17 protein-coding genes are annotated in these 20,671 nt (G+C 68.0%); 15 read left to right on the top strand and 2 right to left on the bottom strand.

Annotated elements, in window-relative coordinates; all coding sequences use genetic code 11:
- Nucleotides 1-78: 78 nt before the first annotated feature.
- Nucleotides 79-1,077, bottom strand: a complete 999-nt coding sequence (locus AC07WJ_RS01510; RefSeq protein ID WP_494932758.1) for a 2-hydroxyacid dehydrogenase — start codon at nucleotides 1,075-1,077, stop codon at nucleotides 79-81.
- Nucleotides 1,078-1,260: 183 nt separating this feature from the next.
- Here AC07WJ_RS01510 and AC07WJ_RS01505 point away from each other — a divergent pair, with 183 nt between their 5' ends.
- On the top strand, nucleotides 1,261-1,797 hold the full coding sequence (locus tag AC07WJ_RS01505) for an SH3 domain-containing protein (RefSeq protein ID WP_494932757.1): 537 nt from the start codon (nucleotides 1,261-1,263) through the stop codon (nucleotides 1,795-1,797).
- Between the two features lie 18 nt (nucleotides 1,798-1,815).
- Here AC07WJ_RS01505 and AC07WJ_RS01500 read toward each other — a convergent pair whose 3' ends face one another.
- The gene (locus AC07WJ_RS01500; protein WP_494932756.1) at nucleotides 1,816-3,177 is read right to left on the bottom strand and encodes a formimidoylglutamate deiminase; all 1,362 of its coding nucleotides are present in this window, start codon (nucleotides 3,175-3,177) and stop codon (nucleotides 1,816-1,818) included.
- Nucleotides 3,178-3,248: 71 nt separating this feature from the next.
- Here AC07WJ_RS01500 and hutI point away from each other — a divergent pair, with 71 nt between their 5' ends.
- The 14 genes from hutI to AC07WJ_RS01430 all read left to right on the top strand — a co-directional run bounded on the left by hutI (nucleotide 3,249) and on the right by AC07WJ_RS01430 (nucleotide 20,652).
- Entirely contained in the window at nucleotides 3,249-4,442 is a 1,194-nt protein-coding gene (hutI, locus tag AC07WJ_RS01495) for an imidazolonepropionase (protein WP_494932755.1), read from the top strand.
- On the top strand, nucleotides 4,442-5,980 hold the full coding sequence (gene hutH, locus AC07WJ_RS01490) for a histidine ammonia-lyase (RefSeq protein WP_494932754.1): 1,539 nt from the start codon (nucleotides 4,442-4,444) through the stop codon (nucleotides 5,978-5,980). Before hutI ends, hutH begins: the two co-directional genes overlap by 1 nt.
- Entirely contained in the window at nucleotides 5,977-6,777 is an 801-nt protein-coding gene (gene hutG, locus AC07WJ_RS01485) for an N-formylglutamate deformylase (protein ID WP_494932753.1), read from the top strand. Before hutH ends, hutG begins: the two co-directional genes overlap by 4 nt.
- A gap of 2 nt (nucleotides 6,778-6,779) precedes the next feature.
- Nucleotides 6,780-8,453, top strand: coding sequence for a urocanate hydratase (hutU, locus tag AC07WJ_RS01480; protein WP_494932752.1), 1,674 nt, complete (start codon nucleotides 6,780-6,782; stop codon nucleotides 8,451-8,453).
- Between the two features lie 102 nt (nucleotides 8,454-8,555).
- A complete protein-coding gene (tam, locus tag AC07WJ_RS01475; RefSeq protein ID WP_494932751.1) occupies nucleotides 8,556-9,329 on the top strand; it encodes a trans-aconitate 2-methyltransferase in 774 nt (257 codons plus the stop codon).
- Between the two features lie 58 nt (nucleotides 9,330-9,387).
- Nucleotides 9,388-10,155, top strand: a complete 768-nt coding sequence (locus tag AC07WJ_RS01470; RefSeq protein WP_494932750.1) for an SDR family NAD(P)-dependent oxidoreductase — start codon at nucleotides 9,388-9,390, stop codon at nucleotides 10,153-10,155.
- 462 nt (nucleotides 10,156-10,617) lie between these two features.
- On the top strand, nucleotides 10,618-11,205 hold the full coding sequence (locus AC07WJ_RS01465; RefSeq protein ID WP_494933809.1) for an ANTAR domain-containing response regulator: 588 nt from the start codon (nucleotides 10,618-10,620) through the stop codon (nucleotides 11,203-11,205).
- Nucleotides 11,202-12,371, top strand: coding sequence for a CmpA/NrtA family ABC transporter substrate-binding protein (locus AC07WJ_RS01460; protein WP_494932749.1), 1,170 nt, complete (start codon nucleotides 11,202-11,204; stop codon nucleotides 12,369-12,371). Before AC07WJ_RS01465 ends, AC07WJ_RS01460 begins: the two co-directional genes overlap by 4 nt.
- A gap of 391 nt (nucleotides 12,372-12,762) precedes the next feature.
- Nucleotides 12,763-14,085, top strand: a complete 1,323-nt coding sequence (locus AC07WJ_RS01455; protein ID WP_494932748.1) for a CmpA/NrtA family ABC transporter substrate-binding protein — start codon at nucleotides 12,763-12,765, stop codon at nucleotides 14,083-14,085.
- 92 nt (nucleotides 14,086-14,177) lie between these two features.
- The gene (ntrB, locus tag AC07WJ_RS01450; protein WP_494932747.1) at nucleotides 14,178-15,098 is read left to right on the top strand and encodes a nitrate ABC transporter permease; all 921 of its coding nucleotides are present in this window, start codon (nucleotides 14,178-14,180) and stop codon (nucleotides 15,096-15,098) included.
- An 11-nt stretch (nucleotides 15,099-15,109) separates the two neighbouring features.
- Complete coding sequence (locus AC07WJ_RS01445) at nucleotides 15,110-15,913, top strand: ABC transporter ATP-binding protein (protein ID WP_494932746.1); 804 nt, start codon at nucleotides 15,110-15,112, stop codon at nucleotides 15,911-15,913.
- Nucleotides 15,914-15,922: 9 nt separating this feature from the next.
- Nucleotides 15,923-17,131 carry an NAD(P)/FAD-dependent oxidoreductase gene (locus AC07WJ_RS01440; protein WP_494932745.1) on the top strand — a complete coding sequence of 403 codons (1,209 nt, stop codon included), beginning with the start codon at nucleotides 15,923-15,925 and terminating at the stop codon, nucleotides 17,129-17,131.
- 1 nt (nucleotide 17,132) lies between these two features.
- A complete protein-coding gene (locus tag AC07WJ_RS01435) occupies nucleotides 17,133-19,820 on the top strand; it encodes a molybdopterin-dependent oxidoreductase (RefSeq protein WP_494932744.1) in 2,688 nt (895 codons plus the stop codon).
- 52 nt (nucleotides 19,821-19,872) lie between these two features.
- Nucleotides 19,873-20,652, top strand: coding sequence for an SDR family oxidoreductase (locus AC07WJ_RS01430; RefSeq protein ID WP_494932743.1), 780 nt, complete (start codon nucleotides 19,873-19,875; stop codon nucleotides 20,650-20,652).
- The last annotated feature ends 19 nt before the right edge of the window (nucleotides 20,653-20,671 follow it).

The raw sequence follows: 20,671 nt of genomic DNA, 5'->3' as shown, positions 1-20,671 counted from the left end.
CACGACGCGGGAGCACCGCCTTGACCGGGAGGCACGAACTCCGGCGCTTCCATCATGCCTATGCGCCGGAGCTCCGCCTCAGAGCATGCTGGGCAGCACCCGGTCCGGCGGCTTGTGGCCGTCCATGAAGGCCTTGATGTTGACGATCACCTTCTCGCCCATGTCGACGCGGCCTTCGATGGTGGCCGAGCCCATATGCGGCAGCAGCACCACCTTGCCGGCCTTGGCGAGCTTCAAAAGGCGCGGATTGACCGCCGGCTCATGCTCGAACACGTCGAGACCGGCGCCGGCCAGGTCGCCCGCCTCGATCATGCGGGTCAGCGCGACCTCGTCGATGATCTCGCCGCGCGCGGTGTTGACGATGAAGGCTTCCTTCTTGAGCAGCTTCAGCCGGCGCGCCGACAGCAGGTGATAGGTCGCCGGCGTGTGCGGACAGTTCACCGACACGATGTCCATGCGGGCGAGCATCTGGTCGAGGCTCTCCCAATAGGTGGCCTCCAGCTCGCGCTCGACCTTTTCGGTCAGCCGGCGGCGGTTGTGATAGTGGATCTGCATGCCGAAGGCGGCGGCGCGGCGGGCCAGCGCCTGGCCGATCCGGCCCATGCCGATAATGCCGAGCCGTTTGCCGTGAATGCGCTTGCCGAGCATCCAGGTCGGCGACCAGCCGCCCCAGTCGCCATGTTCCAGCACCTCGAACCCTTCGGCCAGCCGGCGCGGCACGGCCAGGATCAGCGCCATGGTCATGTCGGCGGTGTCCTCGGTCAGGACCCCCGGCGTATTGGTGACGGTGATGCCGCGCTGCACGGCGGTGGCGACGTCGATATTGTCGACGCCATTGCCGAACTGGGCGATCAGCCGCAATTGCGGCCCGGCCTGCGACAGCAGGGCGGCGTCGATCCGGTCGGTGACGGTCGGCACGATCACGTCGGCGACCTTGACCGCGGCGGCCAGTTCCTCCTGGCTCATCGGCTTGTCGTCGACGTTCAGCCGGGTCTCGAACAGCTCGCGCATGCGCGTCTCGACCATATCCGGCAGCTTGCGCGTCACGACGACGAGCGGCTTCTTGCGGTTCGCCATCCTTGAACCCTCGATTCGACCTGTCGGAACCGCATCGTCAAACCAGTCTTAACCCTGTTGGGCCAGACTGCGGTCCGTCGGGCCCTCTCTATCAGAAGGCCCGCGCCAGACAAAGCGGTCGGATCCTCGTATCGCCCTGTCTTTCGGACGGGTCCGGCGGCATTAGCCCTGTGTGAGTTGCGTATGCGTCATCGTATCGTTGCCGCGGCCCTGGCCGCACTCGTTTCGATCGTTCTCGCCGGTCCGTCTCGCGTCGAGGCCGCCGAGATCACGGGATCGCTGGGCTCGCAGACCCGCTTGCCGGTGCCGCGTTTCGTCAGCCTGAAGTCGGAACGGGTCAATGCCCGCATGGGCCCGACCCGCGATCACGAGGTCGTCTGGATCTATCAGCGCTCCGGCCTGCCGGTGGAGGTCACCGCCGAATTCGAGAACTGGCGGCGCATCCGCGACCGCGACGGCACGGAGACATGGGTGTTCCACTCCATGTTGTCGGGCCGGCGCACCGGCATGGTGCAGCCGCAGCGCGGCCATGAAAACGAGCTGGTATCGCTGATGGACAAGGCCGCCGGTAGCCGGATCGTCGCCCGCCTGGAGCCCCGCGTGCAGGGCCTGGTCCGCTCCTGCAACCGCACCTGGTGCCGTTTCACCGGCGAAGGGTTCGACGGCTGGATCGAGCAGAACCGCCTGTGGGGCGTCTATCCGAACGAACAGATCGACTGACCGGCCTGACGACGGCCGTCAGGCGCCGATCACCCGCTCCAGCACCTTGCGTGCCCTCGCCTCGATCGCCGGCCGTTTGACGTGCCGGCCGCCATCGACCACCCGCCGGCCCGAGACATAGACCTCGCGGACCGCATCGCGGCTCGGCCCGAACACCCAGCTGTCGAGGATGGCATCGTCCTTGCGCGCCGCAAACGCGATGCCGTCGGTGTCGAGCACCACCAGGTCGGCCGGCGCACCGACCGCGATGCCCTGCGCGCCCAGCCCCAGGGCCTGGCCGCCGCCGGCGAGACAGACATCGAACAGGGTCCGCCCGGTGGAGGCGCCGCGCGGCGCCAGGGCATTGCGCCGGCGCGAGCCGAAGCGCTGGGCATATTCCAGCATGGCGATCTCGGCCGAAACCGAAATCGCCACGTTCGAATCGGTACCGATGCCGATCCGGCCGGCCTGGGCGCAAAAATCGACGCCATCGAACAGCCCGTCGCCGAGATTGGCCTCGGTGACCGGACAAAGCCCGACCACCGCGCCCGCCTTCGCTATGGCTGCCCGTTCGCCGGCATCGGCGTGGGTCGCGTGGATCAGGCACCAGCGCGCATCGAGCGCAACGGTATCGCCGAGCAGCTCGATCGGCCGCCGGCCATGGGCGGCGAGACAGTCCTCGACCTCTTTCACCTGTTCGGAGACGTGAATATGGATCGGGCCTTCGGGGAACAGGCCGACCAGCCGGGTCAGTTCGTCCCGGGTCACCGCGCGCATCGAGTGCGGCGCGATGCCGAAGCCACCCCGGGCATAGGCCCGCGCCGCGGCGGCAGCGCCTTCGGTCAACCGGGCGAAACCATCGAGATCGCTGATGAAACGGCGCTGGCCGTGATTCGGGGCCGCGCCGCCGAAACCCGAATGGGCGTAGAACACCGGCAGCAGAGTGATGCCGATGCCGGTCTCGCTCGCCGCGGCGACATGGCGGCGGCTGAGCTCGGCCGGGTCGGCATAGGGGCGTCCGTCGCGGTCATTGTGCAGGTAATGAAACTCGCCGACGGTGCTATAGCCCGCCTCCGCCATTTCGACATAAGCGAGCGCCGCGATCGCCTCGACATCGTCGGGATCGAGCGCGCCGACGAACCGGTACATCCAGTCGCGCCAAGTCCAGAACGAATCATCGCTATTGCCGGCCACTTCGGTCAGCCCGGCCATGCCGCGCTGGAACGCGTGGGAATGCAGGTTGGGCAGGCCCGGCAAGGTCGTCCCCTTGAGCCGCGCCGCGCCGGCGGGCGCCGGTCCTTGCGCGATCTGCGCGATCCGCCCGTCACCGGCGATCGTCAGTGTCAGGTCGTCGCGCCAGCCCGACGGGGTCAGAGCCTTGTCCAGATGGAGCTTGTCCATTGCCGCCTCCATGCTTAGGGTTTTTCACCTAGCACCCCTGTTCGAGGAATACGACGTGCCGCGAGGCTTTCATGCGCGTTGATCATCTGTTTCGGAACGCGCGGCTTGCCACCATGGCCGGTCCCGGGCTCGGCCTGGTGGAGGATGGCGTACTCGCCACCCGGGACGGCCACATCGTCTTCGCCGGGCGCCGCACCGACATGCCCGCCGTCGAAGCGGCCGACGAGACCGATTGCGACGGGCGCTGGATGACCCCGGGCCTGATCGATTGCCATACCCATCTGGTCTATGGCGGCGACCGGGCCCGCGAATTCGAATTGCGCCTGGAAGGCGCGAGTTATGAGGAAATCGCGCGCGCCGGCGGCGGCATCGTCTCGACCGTCAAGGCGACCCGCGCGGCCGGCATTGAGGACCTGACGCGCCAGAGCCTGCCGCGTCTCGACGCGCTGATCGCCGAGGGCGTGACCACGGTCGAGATCAAATCCGGCTATGGCCTGGACACCGCGACCGAGACCCGCCAGCTGGTCGCCGCCCGCGGCCTCGGCAAATTGCGCGACGTCGGCGTGGTCACCACCTTTCTCGGCGCCCATGCCCTGCCGGCCGAGGCCGAAGGCGACAAGGACCGCTATATCGACCTGGTTTGCCGCGAGATGATGCCGGCGGTGGCGGCGAGCGGCCTCGCCGACGCGGTCGACGCCTTCTGCGAAGGCATCGCTTTCTCGCCCGAGCAGATCGCCAGGGTTTTCGCCGCGGCCAAACAGCATGGACTGCCGGTGAAGCTGCATGCCGACCAGCTGTCCAACCTGCATGGCGCGCGATTGGCGGCCGACCATGGCGCGCTTTCGGCCGACCATCTGGAATATACCGACGAGGACGGCGCCGCGGCCATGACCGCGGCCGGCACGGTCGCGGTGCTGCTGCCGGGCGCCTTCTATTTCATCCGCGAGACCAAGGTTCCCCCCGTGGATCTCCTGCGCAAATGCGGCACGACGATCGCACTCGCCACCGATTCGAACCCGGGCACCTCGCCGCTGACCTCGCCGCTGATCACCATGAACATGGGCGCGACGCTGTTCCGCCTGACCGTCGAGGAATGCCTGGCCGGCTTCACCCGCAATGCCGCCAAGGCGCTCGGGCGAACCGACATCGGCACGCTCGAGGCGGGAAAACGCGCCGATCTCGCCATCTGGTCGATCGAAAGACCGGCCGAACTCGTCTATCGGATCGGCTTCAATCCGTTGCACGCCCGCCATCGAGGAGCCTGATGACCGACCATATCCGCGCAGGCGGCAACCCGCTTTCACTGTGGCGCGCGGTCGCGGCCGGCCCCACGCCGGCACTCGATCCGGCGACCGGCCCGGCCATTTTGGAAGGTCACCGGCTGCTGAGCGCGGCAGCGCGCGGCAATGACGCGGTCTATGGCGTCAATACCGGCTTCGGCAAGCTCGCCAGCGTCCGCATTCCCGCCGACAAGCTGGCCGAATTGCAGGTCAATATCGTCCGCTCGCACCAGGCCGGTATCGGCGAGCCGCTGACCGACCCGGTGGTGCGCCTGACCATCGCGCTGAAGGTCGCAAGCCTCGCCCATGGTGCCTCCGGCGTGCAGCCGGCCACCATCGACCTGCTCGCCGCCATGCTGGCCAAGGGCGTCCTGCCGGTCATCCCGGCGCAGGGCTCGGTCGGCGCCTCGGGCGATCTCGCCCCGCTCGCCCATCTCGCCGCGGTCCTGATCGGCGAAGGCGAAGCGACGCTCGGCGGCATCCGCATGACCGGCGGCGAGGCGCTCGCCAAAGCCGGGCTCGCGCCCGTGACGCTCGGCCCCAAGGAGGGCCTGGCGCTGCTCAACGGCACCCAGGTCTCGACCGCGCTGGCGCTGCACGGCCTGTTCGCGATCGAACGCTGCTTTGCCGCGGCGCTGGTCACCGGCGCGCTTTCGACCGACGCCATCGCCGGCTCCGACACGCCTTTCGACGCACGCATCCATACGCTGCGCGGCCAGCCTGGCCAGATCGCGGTCGCCGGCGTGCTGCGGGAGCTGATGGCCGACAGCGCCATTCGCCGCTCGCATCTGGCCGATGATCCGCGCGTCCAGGACCCCTATTCGATCCGCTGCCAGCCCCAGGTGATGGGCGCAGCCCTCGACGTCATCCGCTCGGCCGCCACCATGCTGCGCCACGAGGCGAGCGGCGTCACCGACAATCCCCTGGTCATGCGCGATACCGGAGAAGTGCTCTCCGGCGGCAATTTCCACGCCGAGCCCGTGGCCTTCGCCGCCGACATGCTGGCGCTCGCCGCCTGCGAGATCGGCAACCTGGCGCAGCGGCGCTGCGCCATGCTGGTCGACCCGGTGCTGTCCGGGCTGCCGGCCTTCCTGGTCGCAGCACCCGGGCTCAATTCCGGCTTCATGATATCAGAGGTGGCGAGCGCCGCGCTCGCGTCCGAAAACCGCCAGCGCGCGGCGCCGGCGGTAACCGACACCATCCCGACCTCGGCCAACCAGGAAGACCATGTCTCAATGGCGACCCATGGCGCGCGCCGGCTGACGCCCATGGCCGAGAATCTGAGCCATATCATCGGCATCGAAGCGCTGATGGCGGCCCAGGGCGTCGACATGCGCCAGCCCCTGAAGACCAGTCCCAGGCTCGCCGAGGCCCATGCCGCGATCCGCACGGTCGCGCCGGTGCTCGACCGCGACCGGCCGCTCTCGGCCGAAATGACCGCCGCCGCCCGGCTGGTCGCCTCCGGCCGGCTCGCCTCACCTTTCGACCAGCTCGTCGCCCCCCTGTTCGGAGATGCGCCATGATCCCGGTCACCGTCATCCCGGGCGATGGCCCGCTGGTGCTCGGCCAGCCGCATGTCGGCACGATGATTCCGCCCGAAGTCTCGGTCACGCTGAACGATCTCGGCCGCGCCGTGCCCGATACCGACTGGTGGATCGGCGAACTCTACCAGCAGATCGCCAAACGCACCGGCGCCACCGTCGTGCGTCAGGAATTGTCGCGTTTCGTCATCGACGTGAACCGTGATCCCTCCGGGGCTTCGCTCTATCCCGGCCAGAACACCACGACGCTCTGCCCGACCACGACTTTCGACGCCGAGCCGATCTACCGCGACGGATCCGAGCCCGGCCCCGCCGAGATCGATCGCCGGCGGCGGCTCTATTTCGAGCCGTTTCACGCCGCCATGGCCGCCGCCATCGAAGCCAAGCGCATCCGCCACGGCTATTGCGTGGTCTATGACTGCCACTCGATCCGCTCGGTGGTGCCCAACCTCTTCCCCGGCACCTTGCCGGTGTTCAATATCGGCAGCAATGACGACCGCTCCTGCCATCCCGCGATCACCGCGGCGGCGGTGCGCGAGGCCGAGGCCTCGGGCCTGAGCTTCGTCGCCAACGGCCGGTTCAAGGGCGGCTGGATCACCCGCCATTACGGCGCGCCCGAGCGCCGGGTCCAGGCGATCCAGATGGAACTGGCGCAATCGGCCTATATGCTGGAAGGGCCGCCCTGGACCTTCGACGACAAGGTCGCGGCACCGACCGAACGCATTCTCGACCGCATCGTCTCGGCAATTCTCGAAGCCGCCGCCAAGCTGGAAGCCTGATCATGGCCACTCGTCTCGACAACGCCCGCGTCATCCGCAGCCCGCACGGCCTCGATATCAGCTGCAAGACCTGGGGCGCGGAAGCCGCCCTGCGCATGCTGATGAACAATCTCGACCCCGACGTCGCCGAGCGGCCGAACGAGCTGGTCGTCTATGGCGGCATCGGCCGCGCCGCGCGCGACTGGGAGAGCTTCGACCGGATCGTCGCCTCGCTGCGTTCGCTTGAGCCGGACGAGACGCTGCTGGTCCAGTCGGGCAAGCCGGTCGCCGTCTTCCGCACCCATGCCGACGCGCCGCGCGTGCTGATCGCCAATTCCAATCTGGTGCCCCACTGGGCCACCTGGGATCATTTCCACCACCTCGATCGCCTCGGCCTGATGATGTACGGCCAGATGACCGCCGGTTCCTGGATCTATATCGGCACCCAGGGCATCGTTCAGGGCACCTACGAGACCTTCGTCGAGGTGGCGCGCCAGCATTTCGGCGGCTCGTTCAAGGGCAAATGGATCCTGACCGGCGGCCTCGGCGGCATGGGCGGCGCCCAGCCGCTGGCCGCCACCATGGCCGGCGCCTCGATGATCGCGGTGGAATGCCAGCCGAGCCGCATCGAAATGCGGCTGCGCACCCGTTATCTCGACACCCAGGCCGGCAGTGTCGACGAGGCGCTCGAGATCATCGAGCGCTCGCACCGGGACGGCAAGCCGATCTCGGTCGGCGTTCACGGCAATGCCGCCGAGGTCTTCCCGGACATGGTCCGGCGCGGCATCCGGCCGGACGTGGTCACCGACCAGACCTCGGCGCATGACCCCATCAACGGCTATCTGCCGGCCGGCTGGACGCTCGGCGAATGGGAGGACCGCCGGGTGCGCGACCCCAAGGCGGTCGAAAAGGCGGCCAAGGAGAGCATGGCCGTGCATGTCCGCGCCATGCTGGATTTCCACCGCCAGGGCGTGCCGACCCTCGACTACGGCAACAATATCCGCCAGGTGGCCAAGGACATGGGGGTTGCCGACGCCTTCGACTTCCCCGGCTTCGTGCCGGCCTATATCCGGCCGCTGTTCTGCCGCGGCATCGGGCCGTTCCGCTGGGCGGCGCTATCAGGCAACCCCGAGGACATCGCCCGCACCGACGCCAAGGTGAAGGAGCTGATCCCGGACGACGCGCATCTGCACAACTGGCTCGACATGGCCCGGGAGCGCATCCAGTTCCAGGGCCTGCCGGCGCGCATCTGCTGGGTCGGCCTCGGCGACCGGCACCGCCTGGGCCTCGCCTTCAACGAAATGGTCGCCAAGGGTGAGATCGGACCGATCGTCATCGGCCGCGACCATCTCGATTCCGGCTCGGTCGCCTCGCCCAATCGCGAGACCGAGGCGATGAAGGACGGCTCGGACGCGGTCTCCGACTGGCCGCTGCTCAACGCCCTGCTCAACACCGCGTCCGGCGCCACCTGGGTGTCGCTGCATCACGGCGGCGGCGTCGGCATGGGCTATTCGCAGCATTCCGGCATGGTCATCCTGGCCGACGGCACGCCCGAAGCCGCCGCCCGCCTCGGCCGCGTCCTGTGGAACGATCCGGCCACCGGCGTCATGCGCCATGCCGACGCCGGCTACGACATCGCCATCGACTGCGCCAAGGAAAAGGGCCTGAAATTGCCCTCCCTCGGCATCGGCGTCTGACATCCACGGGCCGGCCCGCCAAATCGCGGCGGCTCCGATGCGGCCGGCGGGCTTGCGGAGCCGGCCGACGGATGCTCGACTGAGCCTCCGGAGGCGGCGCCCATGGACTGGTCGGCCAAGCAATATGTGAAGTTCGAGGACGAGCGCACGCGGCCCGCGCGCGACCTGCTCGGCGCGGTGCCGACCCATGACCCGCGCCGGGTGGTCGATCTCGGCTGCGGCCCGGGCAATACCACGGAGCTCTTGCTCGCGCGCTTTCCCAAGGCCGAGATCGTCGGCATCGATTCCTCGCCCGACATGGTCACCAATGCCCGGGCGCGGCTGCGCAATATCGCCTTCGAGGTGGCCGACCTGACCACCTGGCGGCCCAATCCCGCGGCGCCCGTCGACATCATCTATTCCAATGCGGTGTTCCAGTGGATCGCCGGCCATGACACGATCCTGCCACGCCTCGCCGGCCTGCTGCCGGCGGGCGGCAGCCTGGCCATCCAGATGCCCGACACGCTCGAACAGCCGAGCCATGTCGCCATGCGCGAGGTCGCACGCTCCGGGCCCTGGGCAGCCAAGCTCGCCGCCGCCGAGGGCACCCGCACGGGCATCGGCTCGCCCGCCTTCTATTACGGCCTTCTGAAGCCCCATGCGGCGCGCGTCGACATCTGGCGCACCGTCTACCATCACCCGCTCGACGGCATCGGCGCGATCGTCGAATGGTTCAAGGGCTCGGGCCTGAGACCCTTCCTGTCCGCCCTCGATCCGGCCGAGCGCACGGCCTATCTGACCGCCTATGAGGCGGCGATCACGCCGCACTATCCACTGACCGCCGACGGCAAGGTGCTGCTGCCCTTCCCGCGCCTGTTCATCGTCGCGACCCGCTGAAATCCATACCGGCCGGGCCCGCGCAGACGGGACGGCGCAGCACCCGAGGAAACGTCTTATGAATCGCATCGATCTGGCCGGACGCACCGCTGTCGTCACCGGCGGCGCGCGCGGCATCGGTTATGCCGCGGCCGACCGCATGCTGGCCTCCGGCGCGGCCGTCGCGCTCTGGGATATCGATGAGGCCAAGCTGGCCGACGCCGCCAGGACCCTGTCGGCGAAGGAAGGCGTCTCGCCCGCGCGGGTCTCCACCCATGTCGTCGAACTGACCGACGAAGCTTCGATCGAGGCGGCGACGCAGGCGACCCTCGCAAGCCATGGCGGCATCGATATCCTCGTCAACAATGCCGGCATTACCGGCGGCAATGGCAAGCTGTGGGAGCTGGCGCCGGACGTCTGGCGCCGGGTCGTCGACGTCAATCTGGTCGGCCCCTTCCTGACCTGCCGGTCGATCGTGCCGGTCATGCTGAAAAAGGGTTATGGCCGCATCGTCAACATCGCCTCGATCGCCGGCAAGGAAGGCAATCCCAACGCCTCGCATTATTCGGCGTCCAAGGCCGGCCTGATCGGTCTGACCAAATCGCTGGGCAAGGAACTGGCGACCAGCAATATCCTGGTCAATTGCATCACGCCGGCCGCCGCAAAGACCGAGATCTTCGACCAGATGAAGCAGGAACATATCGACTTCATGCTGTCGAAGATCCCGATGAGCCGCTTCCTGCAGGTCGACGAGGCCGCCGCCATGATCGCCTGGCTGGCATCGGAGGACTGCGCCTTTTCCACGGGCGCCGTGTTCGACATTTCCGGCGGCCGCGCGGTCTATTAGGCCGGCCGCCTGGCGGGGGCCTGGGGCCGAAGCGGCACGGCGAGGTTTTTCGCGGGCGACCACCCGGTCGATCCAGGCCAGGTGGGCGTGCCGCGCAAGCCGAATGACCGTCCTTTGAGAACAATCGGACTGAATTCGTGGACGCCCGGGACAAGCCCGGGCAAGACGATGTGTGAGCCTTGCGGTGCGCTGGGCCACGGCGACGCGTCGCGGGACGGTCGATGCAGCGCGCCGGCTCGAAGGCACTTCTCGTCTTGCCCGGGCTTGTCCCGGGCATCCACGACTTGTTCGCGACGAAATCAACCAGTCACGGCCGCCGTTCAGCAGTACAGGCCGCATGAGACGTCGCGGCGCACGCTGGCCCGAAACCTGCTTGTCCCGGCTGGACCGGCGGTGAGGCAATCGCCCCGGTGAGGTCCCGAACCGCGCCGGCGTGTTCGGGCCGCGATCTCGGAGACGACCCTGACCGATCTCAGCCTGACCATCGCGATTGTCGACGAGAGCCGCTCGCGGGCGGCGATCATCGAGGATGGTCTGCGCGAGGCGGGCTATTCCCGCATCGTCCATATCGAGGAAATGACCAACCTCCTGGCCGGGCTCTACCGGATTGATCCCGACGTGGTGGTGATCGACCTGGAAAACCCGTCGCGCGACGTGCTCGAGCAGCTCTTCCAGGTGTCGAAACTGGTCAAGCGGCCGGTCGCCATGTTCGTCGACCAGTCCGACACCGGCATGATCGTCAAGGCGATCGAGGCCGGCGTCTCGGCCTATGTCGTCGACGGCATGAAGAAGGAACGGGTCAAGGCCATTCTCGACATGTGCATCGCCCGGTTCCACGCCTATGCCCGGCTGCAGAACGAACTCGACCAGGCCAAATCGGCGCTGGAGGAACGCAAGGTCGTCGAGCGCGCCAAGGGCCTCTTGATGAAGCATAAGGCCATCTCCGAGGAGGAGGCTTATGCCCAGCTGCGCAAGCGCGCCATGAACGAGAAGAAGAAGATCGCCGAGATCGCCGCCGCGGTCGTCACCGGCCTGGAGATGCTCGGATGAAACAGGTCACAGTCGGCTTCATTCCGCTCACCGACGCCGCCCCGCTGATCGCCGCTCACGAATGCGGTTTCGCCGCCGCGGCAGGCCTCGAGCTCAACCTCGTGCGCGAGGTGTCCTGGGCCAATATCCGCGACAAGCTGTCGGTCGGCCTGTTCGACGCGGCCCATATGCTGGCGCCCATGGCGCTGGCGAGCGCGCTCGGCATCGGCCATGTCCGCGTGCCGCTGAGCGCGCCGCTGGCGCTCGGCCTGAATGGCGCGGCGATCACCGTGTCCAGCCGCTTCGCCCAAGAAATGGGCAATGGGCCGGGTCCGGCGACCGACGACCCCTTGGCTGCGCTCGGCCCGATCGCGGCGGCCCTCAAGCGGCGTGCCGGCGCTGGTCTGGCACCGCCGGCCTTCGGCGTGGTTTTCCCCTTCTCCACCCACAACTACCTCCTGCGCACCTATCTCGCGGCCGGCGGCATCGATCCGGACCGGGATGTCCAGCTGGTGGTCATCCCGCCATCCCTGATGGTCGGGTCGCTGGAAAAGGGCCTGATCGACGGCTTCTGCGTCGGCTCACCCTGGAACTCGGTCGCCGTCGAAACGACGGTCGGCCGGATCGTCGCGGCCGGAGCTTCGTTGTTTTCGTCCCTGCCGGACAAGGTCCTGGCGATCGGCGACGCCTTTTCCGGCCAGCATGGCGCCGCGGCCACGGCCCTGGTCGCCGCGACCGTCCGCGGCGCCGCCTGGTGCGCCGACCCGGCCAATATCACGGCGCTCGCCCGCATGCTGTCGGCGCCGCCCTATCTCGACATTCCCGCCGACCTGGTGCGCCGCAGCTTCGACGGCGGCCTGGTCTTCGCGCCCGGCGGCCGGCCCGTCGCGATCGCCGACTACCTGCGGTTCGACGCGCCTGAGGCCGTGCGCCCAAGCGTCGGGCGCTTCACCTGGCTTTATGCCCAGATGGTGCGCTGGGGCCAGACAAGCTTCGACCGGGCGACGCTGGCACGGATCGGCGCCTTTGCCGATGCCGGGCCCTACGAGGCGAGCGGCGCGGCCCGGGGCGCCGAACCGACGGGCGATCCCGTCGGCAGCCGCATCGAAGGGGCCTTCGATCCGGCTGGCATCGAGGCCTATCTCCGCCGCTTCGACCGGCATGGACTGGCCGCCACCACGGCCTGACCGGAAATGTGCACTGCACAATGAAGTGGCACGGTGCGAAGCCGTGCGGCAGCTGTCGCGTGCCGGCGCCACCCGAGCAACCCCCTGTCCAGATCACCCAAGGCATTGAAAAATATCCGCTAATCCGGACGCCCGCGGAATGGCACGATCTTTGTATTCATTAAAATGTCCGGACGCGGCCTTGGTCGCGGCCGGACCGGCCCAGCGCAGGGCCATCAGCAACGCCGCTGGCAGACGTTCGATCCTTCGGCCCGCACGCGAGAGCGTCGCCGGCGAGGTGTCGGGCCGAGTCAGCGGTTTTTTTATGCCCGGAGCCAACCGGGCGGCGCGCAAGGGATGGAATTCGAGACTGCATCATCTGGCGAACGGCCGCAGGACCAGGAACGAAAGAATGACCGAGACCTCGACGAAATCCCGCTTCGGTTCCTCCCGGCTCGACCGTCGCGCACTGCTGAAGTCGGCGGCGGCGACCGCGGCCCTGTTCGCCGCCGCCAGGGCCGCCCTTCCCGCCGGCGCCTTCGCTCAAGGGTCCGGGCCCGAGGTCAAAGGCACCAAGCTCGGCTATATCGCGCTGACCGACGCCGCCGCCCTGATCATCGCCAAGGAAAAGGGCCTCTACGCCAAGCATGGCGTGCCCGACATGGATATCGCCAAACAGGCCTCTTGGGGCGCCACCCGCGACAACATGGCGCTCGGCACCAAGGCCAACGGCATCGATGGCGGCCACATCCTCCGGCCGAAGACGCATCTCTACACGACCGGCAAGGTCATGCAGAACAATCAGCCCTTGCCGATGTACACGCTGCTCAACCTCAATGAGGACGGCCAGGCGATCTCAGTCTCCAACGAATACAAGGACCTGAACGTCCAGAAGGATGCCTCGCCGTTGAAGGCCGCCTTCGAGCGCAAGAAGGCGCAAGGCAAGGAACTGACCGCCGCCATGACCTTTCCGGGCGGCACCCACGACCTGTGGATCCGCTACTGGCTCGCCGCCGGCGGCATCGATCCCGACACCGACATCAAGGTGATCACCGTGCCGCCGCCGCAGATGGTGGCGAACATGAAGGTCGGCAACATGGACTGCTTCTGTGTCGGCGAGCCCTGGAACGAACAGCTGGTCAACCAGAATATCGGCTACAGCGCGCTGACCACCGGCGAACTCTGGTTCAGGCACCCGGAAAAGATCCTCGGCATGCGCGCCGACTGGGTCGACGCCAATCCCAAGGCGACCCAGGCCATCATGATGGCGGTCATGGAAGCGCAGATGTGGTGCGACCAGCTCGCCAACAAGCAGGAACTGGCCGAGATCGTCGGCCGCCGCCAGTGGTTCAACGTGCCGGTCGGCGACATCAACGGCCGGCTGCGCGGCGACATCAATTACGGCAATGGCCGCACCGTCGCGGGCTCCAATCTGCGCATGAAGTTCTGGGGCGACGGCGGCGCCGTGTCCTATCCGTGGAAGAGCCTGGACACCTGGTTCGTCACCGAGAACATCCGCTGGGGCAAATTCGAGCCGACCACCGACATCAAGGCGCTGGTCGACCGTACCAATCGCTCCGATCTCTGGCTGCAGGCGGCCAGGACGCTCGGCGTCGCCGGCGTGCCGACCTCCGATTCGCGCGGCGTCGAGACCTTTTTCGACGGCGTGAAATTCGATCCGGCCGACCCCTCGGCCTATCTCAGATCGCTGAAGATCAAGCGCGCCCTGGTCTGAGCCCGTTCTTTGGCGCGGGCCCGCCGCGCCGGCCTGATGCATCGCCGGCCCGGACGGATCCGGCCGGCTTGTTCTCCCGGAGATCGCTTCTCATGCCGCGTCCCGCATTGAAAGCCGTCGAGACGATGCCGCCAGCCGATGCCGGCCCCAAGAGCGGCACCGATGGCAGCGCCGAGGTGATCACGCTGAGCCTTCCCAAGCGGCCAGGCCTTGCCGCCTGGCTGAAACCCAAGGCCGTCGGCTTCGCCAGCGCCGTCCTGCCGCCGCTGATCATGCTGGCGCTGATCATGCTCATCTGGGAGATCCTCTGCTCCGGGCGCGGCGCGACCTTGCCACCGCCGTCCCAGGTCTGGCGGGAGGCGAGCGATCTCATTCTCGACCCGTTCTTCGTCAATGGCAGCCAGGATATCGGGCTCGGCTGGCGCGTCCTGACCTCGCTGCAGCGGGTCGCGATCGGTTTCGGCCTGTCGGCGGTGGTCGGCATCGTCGTCGGCGCCATCGTCGGACAGTCGACCTGGGCCATGCGCGGGCTCGACCCGATCTTCCAGGTGCTGCGCACCGTGCCGCCGCTCGCCTGGCTGCCGATCTCGCTCGCCGCCTTCCGCGACGCCAATCCGAGCGCCATTTTCGTCATCTTCATCACCGCGATCTGGCCGATCCTGATCAACACCTCGGTCGGCATCCGCAACATCCCCCAGGACTACCGCAACGTCGCGGCCGTGCTGCGGCTGAACCATTTCGAATATTTCTGGAAGATCATGCTGCCCTCGGCGGCGCCCTACATCTTCACCGGCCTGCGCATCGGCGTCGGGCTTGCCTGGCTTGCCATCGTCGCCGCCGAAATGCTCACCGGCGGCGTCGGCATCGGCTTCTTCATCTGGGACGCCTGGAACTCGTCCAAGCTGCCCGACATCATCGTGGCGCTCGTCTATATCGGCCTGATCGGCTTCGTCCTCGATCGCCTGATTTCCGGCCTCGCCACCATCGTCACCCACGGCACGGCCGCGAACTGAGGAGAAGCCCCATGGCCAGACAGGTCCCCTATCTCCTCATCGAAGGCGTCGAGAAAACCTATAGCCGCGGCGGCAGTGCCAACAATGTGCTGAACAATGTGTCGCTCGCCATCGACAAGGGCGAATATGTCTCGATTATCGGCCATTCCGGCTGCGGCAAGTCGACCCTGCTCAACATCATCGCCGGCCTGACACCGGCGACCTCGGGCGGCGTGTTGCTGGAGAACCGCGAAGTCAACGCGCCCGGGCCGGACCGCGCCGTGGTGTTCCAGAACCATTCGCTGCTGCCCTGGCTCACCGTCTACGACAATGTCCGCATGGCCGTGGACAAGGTCTTTTCCGGCCGGAAATCCAAGGCCGAGCGGCATGACTGGACCATGCATACGCTCGACCTCGTGCATATGGGCCACGCCCGCGATCGCCGTCCGGGCGAGATTTCCGGCGGCATGAAGCAGCGCGTCGGCATTGCCCGCGCGCTCGCCATGGAGCCGAAGATCCTGCTGCTCGACGAGCCCTTCGGCGCGCTCGACGCGCTGACCCGCGCCCACTTGCAGGACTCGGTCATGCAGATCCACGCGACGCTCAAGAACACCATGATCATGATCACCCATGACGTCGACGAGGCGGTCCTGCTGTCCGACCGGATCATCATGATGACCAACGGACCCTCGGCGACCATTGGCGAGATCCTCGAGGTCACCCTGGCGCGGCCGAGGAAACGCCTCGAGCTGGTCGCCAACCCGACCTATATCAAGGCGCGCGAGGCGGTCCTCAAATTCCTCTACGAGCGCCACAAATTCGTCGAGGCGGCCTGAGGCTCAGGGATGTCCGAACCTCTCGTCGTCATCGGCAACGGCATGGCCTCGGCCCGCTTCGTCGAGGAGTTGGGCAAGCAGGGGCTCGGGCGTTATTCCGTCATGGTGATCGGCGCCGAGCCGACGCTCGCCTATAACCGCGTCCTGCTGTCCTCCCTGCTCGCCGGCGAGGTCGAGGCCGGCGATATCCAGCTGAAATCCAGGGCCTGGTGGCAGGACCAGGGCGTCACCCTGGTCTATGGCCGGCGCGCCCAGGCGATCGATCCGGCCGCCAAGACCGTCACGCTGGAAAACGGCGCGCAGATTCCCTTCGCCAAGCTGGTGCTGGCCACCGGGTCCCTGCCGGTCCGCCTGCCGAAACCCGGCATGGACCTGCCCGGCGTCCTGACCTTTCGCGACCATGACGATGTCGCCGCCATGCTGGCGGCGACCGGACCGGCGGCCCGGGCGGTGGTCATCGGCGGCGGCCTGCTCGGCATCGAGGCCGCCTATGGCCTTGCCCGCACCGGCGCCCATGTCACCTTGATCCACCTGATGGACCGGCTGATGGAGCGCCAGCTCGATGCCGAGGCCGCGGGGCTCCTGAAGCAGGCCCTGGAACAGCGCGGCATCACCGTCCTGCTCGGCGCCGATACAGCCGCGATCGAAGGCGAGGGCCGCGTCGAGGCGGTCCGGCTGGCCGATGGCCGCGTGCTCGCCGCCGACATGGTGGTCTCCGCCGTCGGCATTCGTCCCAATGCCGATCTCGCCCGCGCGGCCGGGCTGGCGCTTGGCCGCGGCGTCGTCGTCGACGACCGGATGGCCACCTCGCACCCGGATATTCACGCCATCGGCGAATGCGCCGAACATCGCGGCACCTGTTACGGCCTGGTCGAACCGGCCTATGAACAGGGTCACGTGCTGGCCCGCCATCTCGCCGGCCGCGCCGCGACCTATGCCGGCACGGTGCTGGCGACCAATCTCAAGGTCTCGGGCGTGCCGGTCTTCTCCGCCGGTGACTTCATCGGCGCCGCCGGCACCGAAAACGTGGTCTGGCGCGATCCGGGCCTCGGCAGCTATCGCAAGCTGGTGCTCAAGGACGATGTCCTGGTCGGCGCCGTGCTGTTCGGCGAGGCCGGTGACGGGCTCTGGTATCTCGACCTGATCCGCCGTGGCGAAAGGCTCGGCCGGCTGCGCGAGGCCGTGGTCTTCGGCCGCGCGCTGGCGGAAGCGGCCTGACATGACCGCCCATGTCGAGGATCCGCCGCCGGTCGCCAGCGCCTGCCCCTATTGCGGCGTCGGCTGCGGCGTCCTCGCCCGGACGGCAAGCGACCGCGTGACCGTCTCGGGGGATCCCGACCATCCCGCCAATCGCGGCCGGCTCTGCGTCAAGGGCTCGACGCTCGGTGAAACGCTCGCCCTGGACGGCCGGCTGCTGCACCCGATGATTCGCGCCCGTTCCGGCGCTCTGGAACGCGTCTCCTGGGCCACCGCGCTCGACGCGGTCGCTGAAGGTTTCGCCCGTATCAGCCAGCGCCACGGTCCCGATGCGACCGCCTTTTATATCTCCGGCCAATTGCTGACCGAGGACTATTACGTCGCCAACAAGCTGATGAAGGGTTTTGTCGGCACCGCCAATGTCGACACCAATTCCCGCCTCTGCATGGCCTCCTCGGTCGCCGGCCACCGGCGCGGTTTCGGTTCGGACACGGTGCCGGGCAGCTATGAAGACCTCGACCAGGCCGATCTCCTGGTGCTGGTCGGCTCCAATGCCGCCTGGTGCCACCCGATCCTCTGGCAGCGCATGGTCGCCGGCAAACAGGAGCGGGGCGCCCGCATCGTCGTGATCGACCCGCGGCGCACCGCGACCTCGGCGGAAGCCGACCTGATGCTGGCGATCCGGCCAGGCACCGACGGAACCCTGTTCTCCGGCCTGCTGGTGCACCTCGCCGACACCGGCGCGCTCGACCGGGCCTATATGGCCGCCCACACGACCGGTTTCGATGCCGCGCTGGAGCGGGCGCGTGAACTTGCCCCGACCATCGCAGCCACCGCCAGAGCCTGCGGTCTCGCCGATGACGATGTCCGCCGGCTGTTCGATTGGTTCCGCACCACCGAACGCACGGTCACGCTCTACAGCCAGGGCGTCAACCAGTCGGCCCAGGGCACCGACAAGGTCAGCGCCATCCTCAATTGCCATCTCGCCACCGGCCGGATCGGCCGTGCCGGCATGGGGCCGTTCTCGCTGACCGGCCAGCCCAATGCCATGGGCGGCCGGGAGGTCGGCGGCCTCGCCAATATGCTCGCCGCCCATATGGGCTTTTCCGGCGTCGAGATCGATCGCGTCCGTCGCTTCTGGGGCGCCCCGCGCATGGCCGAGCGCGAAGGCCTGAAGGCGGTCGCCCTGTTCGATGCCATCGAAAGGGGCTCGGTCAAGGCGCTCTGGGTCATGGCGACCAATCCGGCGGCCAGCCTGCCGCGCGCCGATGCCATGCGCCGGGCCATGGCCGGCCTCGACCATTTCGTCGTTTCCGAGAATGTGCTGTCCAACGACACGGTCAATTCCGGCGCGCAGATCCTGCTGCCGGCAGCGGCCTGGGGCGAAAAGGACGGCACCGTCACCAATTCGGAGCGCCGGATCAGCCGGCAGCGGCCGTTCCTGCCCTTGCCCGGCGAAGCCAGGCCCGACTGGTGGATCGTCGCCGAGGTTGCCCGGCGCCTCGGTTTCGGCGAGGCCTTCGCCTGGCCCGACGTCGCCAGCATCTTTCGCGAACATGCCGCGCTGTCCGGCTTCGAGAATCATGGCAGCCGCGATTTCGACATTGGCGGCCTCGCCCGCATCTCGGACGCGGAATTCGAAACGCTCCAGCCGGTGCAATGGCCGGTACGCCGCCCCGAGGATACCGCCGATAAACGCTTCTTCGCCAATGGCGGCTTCTTCACGCCCGACGGCAAGGCCCGCTTCGTCGCCATCGCGGCGCCCGGCCTGACGGCCGAACCGGATGCCGCCCGGCCCTATCTCCTCAATACCGGCCGGATGCGCGACCATTGGCACACGATGACGCGCACCGGCAAGGCGCCGACGCTTAGCCGTCATGCCGTCGAGCCCTGTGTCGAGATCCACCCCGCGGACGCCGCGGCGGCCGGTCTGGCGGCAAGTGATTTCGCCGAGATTTCGACAGCCCACGGCACGGTGACCCTGCGCGTCGCGATCGACCCGGGCCAGGCGCGAGGGTCGCTCTTCGCGCCGATCCACTGGACCGCCGAGACCGCCAGTCATGGCCGGATCGGCGCCCTGGTCCAGCCCGCCGTCGACCCGTTCTCCGGCCAGCCGGAAATGAAGGCGACGCCGGCCGCCGTCAGGCGCGTGGCCTCGGGTCTCGAAGGTTTTATCCTGTCGCGCCGCGCCGTCACCCTGCCCGAGGGCACGCGCTGGGCGCGCGCGGCCGTCGCCGGCGGGTTTGGAACCGTGTTCTCGGCGCCGGAAGGCCTGGACGGGGCGGTGGTCGCCGCCCGCTTGAAACCTTCCGGCGGCATCGTCAGCGAAATGCATGACCTGGCCCGCGGGATCTATCGCGCGGCGATCTTCGACGAAGCCCGGTTGGAGGCCGTCATCTTCGTCGCCGCCGGCGGCCGGCCGGCCTGGTCCTGGATCTCAGCGCAGTTCGGCGCAACCGAACTGTCGCCCCTGGCGCGCAAGGCGCTGCTGTCGGGACGCTCGCCCGACGGTCTGGCCGATAGCGGCCCGACCGTCTGCGCCTGTTTTGCCGTCGGCCTGACCGCCATCAAGGCGGCGATCGCGGGCGGTGCCTGCGACGTCGATGCGGTCGGCCGGGCGCTGAAGGCCGGCACCAATTGCGGCTCGTGCCGACCGGAGATCAAGAAACTCATCGAGATCAGTGCTTTGACACCAATAATGCCGAGCTGATCCGCGCCCGCCGGCGAGACATTTCGCCAAGCCCGCTTTATGACTTGCAGCCATGGATCTTGGATTGCAGGGCAAATCGGCGATCGTCTGCGGCGGCAGCCGCGGCATGGGTCGCGCCGCCGCGGAATTTCTGGCCGCCGAAGGGGTGGCGCTGACCATCCTGGCGCGCAATCCGCAAAGACTTGAAACCGCCGCCGCCGCGATCCGCGCCCGATTCGGCGTGCCGGTGACCGCCGTCTCGGGCGACGTGACCAGCGAGGCCGGCCGCGCCGCATTGCTCGCCGCCTGCCCGGCCCCGGACATTCTGATCAACAATGCCGACGGCATGGCGCCCGGCGATTTCCGCGACTGGACCCGCGCCGACTGGATCGCGGCGATCGATTCGATGATGCTGGCGCCGATCGAGCTGATGAAGGCGACCGTCGACGGCATGATGGCGCGCGGCTTCGGCCGGGTCGTCAATATCGTATCGCGTTCGGTCAAGATCCCGCAGGCCGAGATGGGCCTGTCCAACGGCGCGCGCTCCGGCCTGGTCGGCTTCGTCGGCGGCCTCGCCCGCCAGACGGTGGCCAAGGGCGTGACCATCAACAATGTCCTGCCCGGCATCATCGCCACCGATGCGCAGAAACATCATGTCGAGAAGCTGACCGAAATGACCGGCCGCTCCTTCGACGACATCTGGGCCGAGCGGGGCGCGCAGAACCCGGCCGGGCGCTACGGCGAGGCCTCCGAAATCGGCGCCACCATCGCCTTCCTCTGCTCCGCCCATGCCGGCTTCATCACCGGCCAGAGCATTCTGGTCGATGGCGGCCAATATCCTGGAACTTATTGATCCGATCTCCGAGGAGCTT

This window comes from Phreatobacter sp. GW821-FHT04C01, from assembly GCF_059420385.1.
This window is presented reverse-complemented; position numbering and strand designations above follow the sequence as displayed.